Here is a 12,649-nt window from a genome sequence, read left to right as displayed (position 1 = left end):
ATTAAGCGCGTTCGTCGTCAGCAATACGATGAGGAGCACCACTGAAGATCCGTTCGAAGTTAGAGAATGAGTCTTTAATCTGTGGGCCATTATCAGTAATAACATACTCACGAATTCTCTTGTCGTGCCAGGAGCCACGCATCTTGAATACATTCACAGCTCTGGCCATCTCGCCGCGGATCTCCACATACTGAAGCAGCAGAATAGTATCTGTGATTGTGGAGATATGGGAGTCAGTAATCGAATGACTTCCCATAAACTCTTCAGCGGTATTGGTAAAGAATCCCGCTATTTCCTCCTGCTTTGCATAGCCTGTTACTCCAATCACAAACTGTCTAAAGGCGTTGAGGCTCACGCCACGTGCAAGGGCAGAAAGTGAATCAATCGCCATCCTCGATGGCTTGAATTGTCCAATCTCCGTTTTAATAATCTCCAGATGATCTTCCAGACCAGTCGACTCTGGATAAGCACAAATAATCTTCAACAGGCCTTCACTTTCCATCTCTTCAAAATCAATCCCCCAACTGGTGGCATTACGCAGCAGTTGGGCTCGCGACTCCTCATAGGCAAACAAAACCGCGCGTTCCTTATTTCGGAAAGCATCCTCAATAAACTTCGACACCAAAAGGGTTTTACCAGTGCCCGTTGCACCAGTAACAAGAATGATCGAATCCTTGAAGAAACCTCCACCACACATCTCATCAAGATGAGGAACACCAGAACTAATCCGCACGTTGGAGGAACGCTGCGTAAGCCGCATTGCGCCTAAAGGGAAGACGCTGACGCCGTGGGTGCCCATGGTGAATGGAAACTCACCCTTCATGTGAGTTGTGCCACGTAACTTGAGAATCTCAACGGTGCGTCGACGCTTCTCAGTCTCAAGAACATTGCGTAGTATGACGACGTTGTCGGAGACAAACTCCTCTACCCCATAGCGTGCAATTGGGCCATATTCATCAATCCGTTCTGTGGTCATTACGGTGGTAACGCCAATCACCTTAAGACGTGCAATCAAGCGAAAGATTTCCCTACGCACCACAGAAATTGCGTCGTACTGTTGGAAAACGGCTGTCATTGAATCGATTGCCACCCGTTTCGCTTTATATTTAACAATGGCATAATTAATCCTTTCAATTAACCCTGAAAGGTCAAAGCTGCCTGCAACATCCTGACCATCAGGATCCGGTGAAGCATCGAGTATGAATAATTTATCCTGCTCCACCATCTCTTGAAGATTCCAACCAAAGCTGACGGAATTTCGCAAAATATCTGATGGAGACTCTTCAAAGGTCACAAAGATTCCAGGCTCATCGAACTGGGTAATGCCGTTGTGTAAAAAATGAAGTGAAAAAACTGTCTTGCCTGTACCCGACGTGCCACTGATCAGCGTGCTACGCCCCGTCGGCAAGCCGCCATGACAGATGTCATCAAAACCTTCGATCCCAGTAGGCAGCTTCTGCACCTGCATCTGGGAGGAGCCACCGGCACTAAAAGACTGCATAGCTAGGACGTTCTACTCAAACGCTAGAGAGAATTAGCCCTGGAACAAAGCGCTGCACCGCGAGCCTTAAGAATCTGGCGACGCAATGTCATCGTCTGCCAACGTATCGAGCTCCGCTGAGCCGAGCATCTCCTCAGGAATCTCGTCATAGATCTCGTCATAGAGGAGGTCAAGACCAATCAAAACCCGTTCGCGATCTGAGAGGTCACCAATGATCCTGCGCACCGGTGGCGGCAGGATCTTGGCCAAGGTTGGTGTCGCCAGAATTTTGTCTTCCTCTGCAAGCTGAGGATTCTTGAGCACATCGATCACCTTGAGCGCATACACGCCACGGAACTCGTTCTCGAGAATGTCGCGCAGAGTTTTAAGCGCCCGCATCGAATTAGGGGTATTCCCTGCTACGTACAACTTGAGGATGTAGGTTTTTCTTGGGCTCATAATTGCATCTCAGAAGCATCTTCTAAATCGGAACTGATTGATATCAACAAAAGGGGTACTTCTGCGGAAAGCGAGTGTTGAAGCATCACTCAAAGGTGTTTTGCTAGATCGAGCAATGCGAACAGAACGCCCGGCGATGACTCTCTCTCATGCAACTCAAGTCTGAACTGTTGCCAGAAAGCGTCAATGAGATCCATATGGATCTCCACAACCTAGGTGATCGATCAAACAGCAAACAATGCCGATCAACTCGCGATCTAGGGCCAGGGGAACAGCGCAAGAATCTCGAAAATCACTCATGCATCGATCTCTGCATCAACGAAAACCTCTCCTCAAGACAACTGAGGCTGCAACAAGCTGATCAGAGACTCTCTAGGCCTGCGAGCACAACATCCTCAGGCAGAGCAGGGCTGGCAAAACACCAATCACAGCAAACATCAAAGAATGCTGGTGTGTTGCGCCGCAATAGAAGCAATGATCAAAGTCGGCTTCGCTCCGAGGTTTTGACGCTCAGGGATCAGCGTTCAATCTTGACTAAAGGCGCCTAAACGCGGGAAGATCTTTCTTTGACTCTCGATTGCGAGTCAGGCCAAATCGGTCAAAGTGGTGCGGCGCTTATCAGCCCAGCTCTGCAGATTCCGAGCCTGAACGCGTCTTAAAGCACCCATGGCCGAGAAACCCGCTGCAAAGCCAAAAGCCGCTGCAGCCAAAGCTGAAGCTAAAGACCAAAGTGATTCATACGCCATCGTTGAGGCCTCTGGCCAGCAGTTTTGGTTGCAACCCAACCGTTACTACGACCTAGACCGTCTGCAAGCGGCTGTTGATGACACCGTCACCCTTGAGAACGTACTGCTGATCAAGGATGGCAAGAATGACACCACAGTTGGCCAGCCTTACGTGAAGGGTGCCAGCGTGGAACTGAAGGTGATGGACCACCGCCGAGGGCCCAAGATCATCGTCTACAAAATGCGCCCCAAGAAGAAGACAAGACGCAAAAATGGACACCGCCAAGAACTCACGCGAGTGATGGTTCAATCCATTTCAATAGACGGCAAAGCACTCAGCTAACCACCCCCTCCATACACTGCTCTCAATACCGCTTAAATCACCATGGCTCATAAGAAAGGCACAGGCTCCACACGCAACGGCCGCGATTCAAATTCCAAGCGTCTTGGCGTGAAGGCCTATGGCGGCGAAACCGTTACAGCAGGGTCGATCCTGATTCGCCAACGCGGCACCTCAGTGTTGCCAGGGGTGAACGTTGGCCAGGGCAAAGACGACACCCTCTTCGCTCTAACCGATGGTGTGGTGACCTTCGAAAGCATTCGCCGCAGCCTGCGCAACCGCAAGCGCATCAGTGTGGTTGCCTCCAGCTGAGCAATCTCAGCCTTTGCAGACAATGCGGGCAGCAGCAGTCACAAACTGAACGCTGCTGATCAGGTGACTGTGCCCTTCGGCTTTGTGGTGATCGACAAGCCTGCTGGCCTCACCTCCCACGACTGTGTGAGCCGAATGCGGCGCGTGTTTGGCATCAAGCGCGTGGGCCACGGCGGCACGCTTGATCCTGCCGTAACAGGAGTTTTGCCCATCGCCCTAGGGCATGCCACCAGGCTGCTGCCCTATCTACCCGGCGCCAAGAGCTATCGCGGCAGCATCCAACTGGGCCAACGCACCAGTAGCGACGATCAACAAGGGGATCTGATCTCCAAGCAAGCCTGGCCCGAATTGAACACAGCAGAGATCGAGGCCTATCTCGAGCCGTTTCGCGGCAGGATTCAGCAACGGCCACCGCAAGTTTCAGCCGTGCATGTGCAAGGGGAACGCGCCCATGCACGTGCCCGCAGGGGAGAAACGATGGAGATTCCAGCGCGAACGATCACGATTGATCGCTTGCAGCTACTCAACTGGAACCAACAACTGGGCCAAATCGACTTCAACGTGCATTGCTCATCAGGCACATACATTCGCTCTCTCGCACGAGATCTAGGCGAATTAATTGGCTGCGGCGCTTGCCTGGGGTGGTTAAAGCGAACCCAGGCACTGGGGTTTCACGAGCAACAAGCCGTACCACTACCCGATCGAGACAATCCAGCCCTAACGACTCCGCCTGCTGTGTTACCGCCACTCACGGCCCTTGCACACCTACCAAGACTGCAACTCAACGAAGAGGAACAGGAGAGCTGGAGCTGCGGGCGCCGCATTACCGCCCATCAAGATCAATGCCAACCAGCACCCAAACCTCTGGCCTCTGATCAGCAAGAATCTGCTCCAAACCAAACTGATCCAAGCGCAAAAAAGTCCATGCTCGTGGTGATCGACTGCAGAGGCGAAGTCGCCGGAATGGCCTACTGGGAAGACAACGCAACAGTGAAGCCAAAAGTTGTGTTCAACGCACAGGGATGATCGCAACACTGTCGTTCAACCCGAACGCCCCTAGCGTTGATGGTCAAGCAACAACCTAATCAGCCTCCGCCATGGCCGGCCATAGCAAATGGTCTCAAATCAAACGCAGCAAAGCTGTGGTGGATGCCAAGCGAGGTGCTGTGTTCACCCGCCTGGCACGCGAGATCAGTGTGGCAGCAAGAAGCGGCGGCGACCCCAACGGTAATTTTCAACTGCGCACCGCAATCAACAAAGCCAAAGACGCAAGAATGCCTGCGGCCAATATTGAGCGCGCAATTGCAAAAGGCTCCGGCCAAGACCAAAACGGCGCATGCCAATTGGAAGCCATCCGCTATGAAGGCTATGGCCCTGGTGGCGTCGCGGTTCTGATCGAAGCGCTCACCGACAACCGCAATCGCACAGCTGCAGACCTACGCCTAACCTTCAATAAACACGGCGGCAAGCTCGGCGAAAGCGGCTGCGTGGCCTACTTGTTTGAGCAACGCAGCGAAGTGTATTTGAGTGCGCAGTCTGCACAAGATGGGGGCAAGGTTTCAGAAGATGCACTGCTGGAAAACCTGCTGGAGCTTGAAGCTGATGGCTATCAATTGATCGACGATGGCGCTGTGGTCTATGGCCCGTTTCAAGCTTTAGAAGGCCTGCAGGCTGGGCTCAGAGATCAAGGCTGGATTGTTGAGGGATGGGAACACTGCTGGAGACCACTCACCACGATCAGCCAAGCAGATCAAAAAAGCGAAGACCAATGCCTGCAATTGCTGGAGGCACTTGATGAGCTCGATGACGTGCATCACATCAGCTCAAACCTGGAGAGCTAACAAGACAGAATGGCGAGATGACCGAGGCAGCAGCAGCACAACGACGGCTATGGCGACAAGCGAAGGGGATGAGACGGCCAAAAAAACCGCTGAGGTCGTGATTACGACCCCAGCGGTTTCCGTTGAACGCTTAAGCGTGATGCTTAGAACTGGAAGGTGACACCACCGGAGGCACGCCAATCAGTGCCGCGGTTTGAATCCCAGAACTCAAGACCGCCACGGCCATACAGCTTGAATGAGGTGGTTCCGAAATTGTTAATCGTGTAATCAACCCCAGCGTAGACATTCAAGACCTAACATCTCTTGATCCTATTCCCATGCCTTTGACAAGGTAAAATGCTATACGAATATCGCACTACTATGCCACAATGAACATCCTGCTATCACCAATGATTTTCTTGCTTACAAGCAACCAAGGCCTAAAACTCAAATCAACTTTGAACTGTCATTCGCTTCAGGAACTTTCTCTCCAGTAACAGCTAATTGGTCTAGCCAAAGTGAAACCCGAGCATGATTGCGCAACCAACTTGCCGGCAACTGATCCGTGCATGGCGAATCAAACAACACCTTGAGAATTTCTGCTTTGGCTGTACCCGTCACGATCAAATGAATTTCATCTGCCGCGAGAATTTCTTTTAATCCAAGCGTGAGTGCTTGAGATGGCACCTGGCTGGGATCACCACCAAAAGCAGCAGCATTCTGTTGCCGAGTGGACTGCGATAACGCCACCACCCGGCAAGCCGCCTCTGGGCCACAAGGCGGCTCATTGAAGCCCACATGGCCATTGCTGCCTAAGCCCAACAACTGCACGCCAACACCACCAAAACTCTGCAACTGAGCGGCATAACTGCCAGCCTGCTGCTCTGGATCAGTCGCCTCGCCATCGGGAAGATGCAACTGCTGCGGGCTCAATTGCAACGGCTTGCCTAAATGACGAGCCATATAGGCCGCAAAGCTGCGCCGATCAGCTGCCCCCAAGCCCACATACTCATCAAGATTGAAACTGCACCAGCTGCGCCGCAGATGCTCGAGCTCATCAGCTGGCCAACGCTGTAAACGGGCCACCAATTCGCCATAGATCGGCACCATCGTGCGGCCAGTGGCCAAGCCAAGCGGTTTCGGCCTCTGCTCCCCCAGCCGCTGCCTTAGATGCCCCTCCAGCGCATCAACAACCGCTTCCACAAGGCTTGGCAGGTTCTCTCGCACCGTGATCGTGCTCGCGAACCCTTGCTCAGAGGCCACAGAAGGCCGCAAGAGGTTCAATTAGGCGTCTCCCATGCTCTCAACTCCTCCAGGCTGGCGAGAACGCCACAGGAAGGCCAAAGAGGAATTCTGCAGCTGCCGATAGGGAACAATCTCTGCGCCTCGGTAGTAGTGATTGAGGATTTGGCGGAAATCTGCACCCCGTTGCGCCAGGCCATGGGCACCCCACTGACTCATGCCCACGCCATGGCCAAAACCTTGCCCCATCGCAAGCAACATCAGCGGCTGATGGCGCGAGCGGCGTGTTGAGCGAACCGGCAGAGGTGGCAAAGGCGGCGGCGGGGTCAGGCCCATGAAACTGGCATTGGCATCAACGCTGGGTGCAAACAAACTCTTGCCTGTTGCGCCATCACGCCAAGACCCCATCAACACCGTGCCAGCTCCAGCAGAGTTGCGTTTTCCAAAGCTGTGCTCAAAGCGCTTAAAGCCAACCCCGGCGCCAGGCTTTGCAGACTTCGAGGCAAGCATTTCAAAGCGCACCAAGGTGCTCTTCAAGCCCAAACGCTGGCGCAGCTGCTTGCCGCTCAGCAGCAAATCACCACGAGGACCCTGCACACGAGCCTGGCGAATTCTGCCCGTGCCCGTGGTGCCCAACACATCAATGCTGCTTACACCACCGGTTTCTCGGAACGCTCTTCGCAACTGATGCGGCTCAAACCACACGTCCCACTGATGCACAGGGCTGTGTTGATCGTGGTCCGGCACGCTGACCAGATAAGGCAGCTGCTTGCTCCATACCGCCCCGCTGGCTTCTGTTGCCCCGCCAGAGCTGCTGTGAAAAACAGCATCGATCAACTTACCGCCATGCACTAAAACCAGCGAATGGGTGCTTTCCACCGCCTTCAGAGTGTTGGCGGTTTCAGATTCCACACCGCGATACACCTGACTGGCAACGGTGGCCTTGAGATCAAAACCACCTGCTTTGCCGTGTTGAGCGAGGGCATAGGTGCGAGCGGCCACCGCCTGGGCCTGCAGTGCAGCCAATGGCCAGGATTCCGGCATCTCACTGCCTACCACACTGGCTAGATAGTCCTCCACGCGCAGGTGGTTCACCACCTGCAAGCCTGCACCAACTGATCGAACCCTCAACTCACCGCGATAGCGACGCTTGCCCAGCCATATCCCGCGTGGGTCTGCACTGCGAACCCTGAGCTCACGCTGCAAAGCAAGCGATAGCGATCGCCGCGACCGCCCCTCAAGGGTCAGCCGCAGCTGACCGCGCTGCTTGCGAACCGAAAGCGCCCTCAGCCTCTGCTCGCTCGAACCCAGGCCTGCCACAAGCAAAGGCTGCTCAGCATCAGCCCGCAGACGAAGAGCTGATGCTTCCAGCACCAGCACCCGCATCACTGGCTCCTGCACAGCAATCACCTGGGCAGAAGGGCTTACGGCCGTGAGTGTGACCCCGCCGACCAATCCCATAGCCCATAGCGGCGCTGGCAAAGCCAATCAACATGTTCAACAAGGACATTCAGTGTGCCCCGATCACAACAACCAGGCCAGGCCCCAAGCCATGGCAGCATGGTCTTTGGGGTGTGCAAGGCCTTGCAGGTCACCTTTCTCGGCACCAGCTCGGGCGTACCGACACGAGCCCGCAATGTTTCTGCCGTGGCTCTGCGGCTGCCCCAACGTGCTGAGTTGTGGCTGTTTGATTGCGGAGAAGGTACTCAGCATCAATTCCTGCGCAGCGATCTGCGTCTTTCTCAACTCAGACGAGTGTTTGTTAGCCACATGCATGGCGACCATGTGTTTGGCCTGCCGGGTCTGTTGGCCAGCCTCGGCCTATCCGGCAACAGCAACGGAGTGGATCTCTACGGCCCCGATCCACTGGAAAGCTATCTGCAAGGCGTTCTGCGCAATAGCTCCACCAGGATCGGATACCCCCTCAAGGTTCATCGCGTGCGAGACGCAGCAGAGCAGAACCTGATTGTGTTTGAAGACAAAGACATCCTGGTGCGCTGCACCCCGCTCACTCATCGCGTGCCGGCCTACGCCTATCGCGTGGAGCAAAAACCCAAGCCAGGCCATTTCAACCTTGAACGAGCCCAAAGCCTCGGCATCCCGCCAGGCCCCGTCTATGCCGCCTTAAAGCGTGGTGAACAGGTCAGCCTCGATGATGGTCGCGTGGTGGATGGCCGGGACTTCTGCGGACCAGATCGCCCAGGCGCCAGCATCGTGTTCTGCACCGATACGGTGTTTTCAGAAGCTGCTGTCTCGCTAGCCGCAGGAGCAGACCTGCTGATCCACGAAGCAACCTTCGCCCATAGCGAAGCAGAAATGGCTTATCAGAAGCAGCACTCCACCAGCACCATGGCGGCCCAAACAGCTGCCGAAGCCGGCGTCGGGAAACTCGTATTGACCCACCTCAGTCCCCGCTATGCGCCAGGCAATCCGGTCACCCCAAATGACCTGCTACGAGAAGCTCAAGCGATCTTTTCGAACACCATCCTCGCCAAGGATTTCCTCAGTTTTGAAGTCGCTCCGCGCTGCAACAGTTCTTGATTACGGCCCTTAGAGCTCCCGCCCCGTGATACAAGGTGTTGTCGCTTCTGTCAGTAACTGGCGTATTCCATGGCCTCTCTCTTTGCATCCCTGGGACGGTCCCTGATCAAACTATTGATCGTGTTGCCCGTAATAATTGGCTTGAGCATTAGCTCTCCGGCCATGGCTGCCCAATGGGATGCCGAGACCCTCACCGTTCCCGCAGGCTCAGGCGGACAGCAGGTGACCTTCAGCGAGTCAGAAATCAAGAGCGCTAGCAAGCTCTTCAAAAGCAACTGCGCCACCTGCCATAACCAAGGCGTCACCAAGACCAATCAAAACGTTGGCCTCGACCTTGAGGCTCTCTCACTGGCATCACCTGCTCGTGACAACGTGGACGGCCTGGTCGAATTCCTGAAAAATCCCATGTCATATGACGGGGAATACAGCATTGCCGACACCCACCCAGGCATCAGCAGCAGCGATGTCTACGTTCAGATGCGCACGCTCAACGATGAAGACCTGCGCCTAATCGCCGGTTACATCCTCACGGCTGAGAAAGTACAGGGCGACCAATGGGGTGGTGGCAAGATCTACTTCTGATCGCTTAAGAAGCAAAAACAATCATGGGATCTCAGCTAAAGCTGGGGTCCTTTTTTTTGCCTAAAAAATTGGCAGTGATCTCCCTCGCCAGAGTCTTATCTTCAATCGCGATTTAAAATCAATAGCGATCTAAAACTCCAGTGTTTGTTGCTGTCGTGATCACTGATTGAACAAGCTGATTGAGAGATATCTCTTCTAGGAGAAAAGGCTTGTCGATTGCTCACTCTCAACCCCCCAGGGGAACTAGCCACTCGCACTAGACCAAATAACGAGGTCGCAGGAGAAAGTGCTGCGACAAGGCGGATGCAGCCTGCCCTGTGGCTCTCGAGCGGGGTGGAATGATTGGCTTGAAGGCTTGGCCTAAATAAAGCGCCGATCTTCAGGACAATCGCCTCTGAAAGGCTTCGCCTGCGCTCTAAATCAAAGATCTGCTGCTCATAGCTCAAGGATTGCCGCAACAGACAAGCCTTACATCAATCAAGCCTTCTCAACAGCTTGCTCAACAACACCTTGCTTAAGCATTTGGATTGCAAAACTGAAAGCAAAGATGAGCCATTCAAGAGGGCTCTCTTTAACCTCTAATTGAAGCGACTAATCAGCTAGCCAGCATCACTTCTAGCAGAAATATGGCCTGCAGTTATCAACAATATCCTTTGTCATCTATGGCCAGGCAAAACAAAAATGAGCCATCAATCGCAAAGCAAAGTATGGCGCAATAATACCTTCACCCGCCAACTAATTTTGCATCAATGGATGAACTCACTTCGGCATTTCTGACTGTACTTGCAACCGCTAGGGTTGAGAGATGGAGACAAGTAAAATCATCCCACTCCCATTCAATCCAAGCAAACGAAAGCTATGAGGCAAGTGATCTCATTTCTTCTTGTGTTTAACAGGCAAGCTTCTCATGATCCAAGCTTTAACTTTTAGAAGAGAATCGAAGTTTGGCGTCGCTCATAACCTAATCATATTTCAACAAGGCTTTTACGCAACCTGGTCAACACAATCAATAGCAATTTCCAGGCTTATAATTTTATTAATACTTTCCTTCACAGCAAATCATTTCCTGCTTCTATCCGCAAAGCCTCGTTCAAAGAAAGCTGCTTTGGCTTCTGGTTGATGTGATCCGAAGCTAGCAAATGCTCTATCAATAACTTCGATTAGCTATCGAAGCGAATCGCACTCATGACAAGTTGGCCGTTGATCAAAATGCCAAGCCAGTAGCCAATCAGCCCTTAGCCGATCAACACTATGGGGCCTCTTCGCTTGCATTCAGCATCGAAGCTGGCAGCAGATTTGCTGGGTCCTTGGAGAGCTGCCCACGGCTATACCACCACTCCTGCAAACCCGGCGTCAAGCGCTGAGAAAACAACGTCAGCACTGTGACTGTGGGCTTTGAACCAGGCTGCAATAACTCGACGACATAAGACGGACAACGACGAGCCGCTAGATCAGCAACAAAGCGCCGGCCCACACGTCGCCAACTGGGCTCCTTGCTCCGCCAGGCAAGGCGACAGCAAGGCCATGGCAGTTCCTCGCGATCAAACAGCCGGCAACAAGAACCGATCACACGAAAACTGTATTGCCCACCAGGACTGGTGTGAATGCTGCCGTGCGCCAACACAACATCGACATCCGCTCTGGCAGGGGCAACAGACGTCACATCTAAAACAGAGTCATCAGCACCACCTTGAAGCAAAAAGCCACCCGCTGAGGGTGGCTGATGGGATCCCGATTCGCAAGCACTGATCGGGAACAGAGACAACTGCCCTGAGCTCAATAGAGCTCTTCCTCAGCATGGGTCTTGATGGTGCAATCAGAGGTTGGATAAGCAACGCAGGTCAACACGAAACCAGCTTCAAGCTGATCGTCATCGAGGAAGCTCTGATCAGACTGGTCCACAGAACCACCTGTGAGCTTGCCTGCACATGTGGAGCAGGCCCCAGCTCGACAGGAATAGGGCAGGTCGATGCCCTGCTCTTCAGCAGCATCAAGGATGTACTGATCATCGGGAACCTCAATGGTCTTGTTCAGGCCCTCGCTCTCGCTGATCAAGGTGACTTTGTAGGAAGCCATGGAATGGATGGAAACGCATAGAAATCCAGAAGTAAAACGCCCCTGGACCGCTCCTTCTAACACCCTCCCGGCAAAAATTCAGTCTGATCGTGCAATCTGCCCGACTAAGGCCAATCAAAGAACGAGTACTGATAACTCTGGCTTATGTAAAAATTTGCGCAGAATTACCGCTTAGACACATCTAAAAGCCCCCAGCAGCCCTGCTCAGTCAGGCTATTCACCCGCCATCCCAGCGCCTCCACAACCATCTGAAGCCTTGGCGCTTGCTTCACCAGCAAACCACTGAGCAAACCTCGACCATTAGCACTCAACAACTGATCAAAACTTGGAGCCAAAACCTCAATCACAGGCGCCAGGATGTTGCAGAGCAGCAGGTCGACGGCCTCTCCCTCTAGCTGCGCTGACAAAGCCTCCACAGAACCATGCACAACCCTTACACGATCTAAATCGAGCTGATTGAGCTCTGTATTAGCTCTAGAGGCGCAGACAGCCTGGCAATCCGTATCAGCGGCCAGCACCTGTCTGGCCCCAAAAGCAAGTGCGGCGAAACCCAACACCCCACTGCCACAGCCGAGATCTGCAACCCTCAAGCCCAGCGGTGGGTTCCTCTCCAGCGCCTCCAGGCAAAGGCGAGTGCTTGGGTGGCTGCCAGTACCAAAAGCACTACCAGGGTCTAGTCGCACAACAAGCCGATCGGCATACTCCTGCGGCAGATCCAACCAAGCCGGCAAGATCAACAGACGCTGCCCCACCGGATCGGGTTGCCAATCTTGCTTCCAGTTCAAACTCCAGTCTTCATCAGCCACCTCGCACCAAGTGGGGTTGGCTAATTTCAAGCCAAACGGTTCGGCCAGAGGACGCAGGTTGGCCATCAGCTGATCTCTGTCCGACTCGGACCACTCAGACGATGGCAACCATGCCAACAGAGTGCGCTCAGAGTTCTCAGGCGCATGTTGAACAGCAAGTCGGCAAAGACCCAGATCTGTCAGCTTCCAAATGAGCGACTCTTCCAGCTCATCTGCAATGGGCAGAGAAAGACGCCACCAGCGAAGAGCAGCAGCAGAGTTCATCT

Annotated in this window: 18 protein-coding genes; 8 read left to right on the top strand and 10 right to left on the bottom strand. The window is 53.6% G+C overall.

Annotated features, from left to right (window positions below; all coding sequences use genetic code 11):
* Position 1: 1 nt before the first annotated feature.
* The 3 genes from kaiC to SIB74_RS01310 form a co-directional block, all read right to left on the bottom strand.
* A complete protein-coding gene (gene kaiC / locus SIB74_RS01320) occupies positions 2 to 1,501 on the bottom strand; it encodes a circadian clock protein KaiC (protein ID WP_063396290.1) in 1,500 nt (499 codons plus the stop codon).
* 66 nt (positions 1,502 to 1,567) lie between these two features.
* Positions 1,568 to 1,939 (bottom strand): circadian clock protein KaiB, encoded by a 372-nt coding sequence (gene kaiB / locus SIB74_RS01315; RefSeq protein ID WP_063396291.1) that lies wholly within the window; start codon positions 1,937 to 1,939, stop codon positions 1,568 to 1,570.
* 89 nt (positions 1,940 to 2,028) lie between these two features.
* Positions 2,029 to 2,136, bottom strand: a complete 108-nt coding sequence (locus SIB74_RS01310) for a hypothetical protein (protein WP_413681763.1) — start codon at positions 2,134 to 2,136, stop codon at positions 2,029 to 2,031.
* Between SIB74_RS01310 and SIB74_RS01305 the strand changes: the two genes are divergently transcribed.
* From SIB74_RS01305 to SIB74_RS01280, 6 genes are all read left to right on the top strand, one after another.
* Positions 2,089 to 2,487, top strand: a complete 399-nt coding sequence (locus SIB74_RS01305) for a hypothetical protein (protein ID WP_063396292.1) — start codon at positions 2,089 to 2,091, stop codon at positions 2,485 to 2,487. The two genes, SIB74_RS01310 and SIB74_RS01305, sit on opposite strands and share 48 nt — an antisense overlap.
* A gap of 118 nt (positions 2,488 to 2,605) precedes the next feature.
* On the top strand, positions 2,606 to 3,007 hold the full coding sequence (rplU, locus tag SIB74_RS01300) for a 50S ribosomal protein L21 (RefSeq protein ID WP_011825215.1): 402 nt from the start codon (positions 2,606 to 2,608) through the stop codon (positions 3,005 to 3,007).
* Between the two features lie 42 nt (positions 3,008 to 3,049).
* Positions 3,050 to 3,316 (top strand): 50S ribosomal protein L27, encoded by a 267-nt coding sequence (gene rpmA / locus SIB74_RS01295; protein WP_011825214.1) that lies wholly within the window; start codon positions 3,050 to 3,052, stop codon positions 3,314 to 3,316.
* A 63-nt stretch (positions 3,317 to 3,379) separates the two neighbouring features.
* Complete coding sequence (truB, locus tag SIB74_RS01290) at positions 3,380 to 4,342, top strand: tRNA pseudouridine(55) synthase TruB (RefSeq protein WP_063396293.1); 963 nt, start codon at positions 3,380 to 3,382, stop codon at positions 4,340 to 4,342.
* A 71-nt stretch (positions 4,343 to 4,413) separates the two neighbouring features.
* Entirely contained in the window at positions 4,414 to 5,157 is a 744-nt protein-coding gene (locus SIB74_RS01285) for a YebC/PmpR family DNA-binding transcriptional regulator (protein WP_063396294.1), read from the top strand.
* Positions 5,120 to 5,317, top strand: a complete 198-nt coding sequence (locus SIB74_RS01280; RefSeq protein WP_156486138.1) for a hypothetical protein — start codon at positions 5,120 to 5,122, stop codon at positions 5,315 to 5,317. The genes SIB74_RS01285 and SIB74_RS01280 overlap by 38 nt, the downstream gene beginning before the upstream one ends.
* Here the strand turns inward: SIB74_RS01280 and SIB74_RS01275 are convergent.
* The 3 genes from SIB74_RS01275 to SIB74_RS01265 all read right to left on the bottom strand — a co-directional run bounded on the left by SIB74_RS01275 (position 5,301) and on the right by SIB74_RS01265 (position 7,839).
* Complete coding sequence (locus SIB74_RS01275) at positions 5,301 to 5,447, bottom strand: hypothetical protein (protein ID WP_156486139.1); 147 nt, start codon at positions 5,445 to 5,447, stop codon at positions 5,301 to 5,303. The two genes, SIB74_RS01280 and SIB74_RS01275, sit on opposite strands and share 17 nt — an antisense overlap.
* A gap of 136 nt (positions 5,448 to 5,583) precedes the next feature.
* Positions 5,584 to 6,420: a glucosamine-6-phosphate deaminase gene (locus SIB74_RS01270; RefSeq protein WP_063396295.1), complete on the bottom strand. Its 837-nt coding sequence runs from the start codon at positions 6,418 to 6,420 to the stop codon at positions 5,584 to 5,586.
* Entirely contained in the window at positions 6,421 to 7,839 is a 1,419-nt protein-coding gene (locus tag SIB74_RS01265) for a SpoIID/LytB domain-containing protein (RefSeq protein ID WP_063396296.1), read from the bottom strand.
* A gap of 123 nt (positions 7,840 to 7,962) precedes the next feature.
* On the opposite strand from SIB74_RS01265, the gene rnz reads away from it, so the two are divergent.
* Both rnz and psbV read left to right on the top strand, forming a co-directional pair.
* The gene (gene rnz / locus SIB74_RS01260; RefSeq protein WP_041385149.1) at positions 7,963 to 8,919 is read left to right on the top strand and encodes a ribonuclease Z; all 957 of its coding nucleotides are present in this window, start codon (positions 7,963 to 7,965) and stop codon (positions 8,917 to 8,919) included.
* A 69-nt stretch (positions 8,920 to 8,988) separates the two neighbouring features.
* Positions 8,989 to 9,501: a photosystem II cytochrome c-550 gene (gene psbV / locus SIB74_RS01255; protein WP_011825205.1), complete on the top strand. Its 513-nt coding sequence runs from the start codon at positions 8,989 to 8,991 to the stop codon at positions 9,499 to 9,501.
* A gap of 101 nt (positions 9,502 to 9,602) precedes the next feature.
* Here psbV and SIB74_RS01250 read toward each other — a convergent pair whose 3' ends face one another.
* From SIB74_RS01250 to prmA, 4 genes are all read right to left on the bottom strand, one after another.
* Complete coding sequence (locus SIB74_RS01250; protein ID WP_063396297.1) at positions 9,603 to 9,959, bottom strand: hypothetical protein; 357 nt, start codon at positions 9,957 to 9,959, stop codon at positions 9,603 to 9,605.
* A gap of 791 nt (positions 9,960 to 10,750) precedes the next feature.
* Entirely contained in the window at positions 10,751 to 11,164 is a 414-nt protein-coding gene (locus SIB74_RS01245; RefSeq protein ID WP_063396424.1) for a hypothetical protein, read from the bottom strand.
* A 113-nt stretch (positions 11,165 to 11,277) separates the two neighbouring features.
* Positions 11,278 to 11,577 (bottom strand): ferredoxin, encoded by a 300-nt coding sequence (locus SIB74_RS01240; RefSeq protein ID WP_011130797.1) that lies wholly within the window; start codon positions 11,575 to 11,577, stop codon positions 11,278 to 11,280.
* A gap of 164 nt (positions 11,578 to 11,741) precedes the next feature.
* Positions 11,742 to 12,647 (bottom strand): 50S ribosomal protein L11 methyltransferase, encoded by a 906-nt coding sequence (gene prmA, locus SIB74_RS01235; protein WP_063396298.1) that lies wholly within the window; start codon positions 12,645 to 12,647, stop codon positions 11,742 to 11,744.
* Between the last annotated feature and the right edge of the window lie 2 nt (positions 12,648 to 12,649).

The organism is Prochlorococcus sp. MIT 1306 (assembly GCF_047304515.1).
GTDB lineage: Bacteria > Cyanobacteriota > Cyanobacteriia > PCC-6307 > Cyanobiaceae > Prochlorococcus > Prochlorococcus marinus_D.
This window is presented reverse-complemented; position numbering and strand designations above follow the sequence as displayed.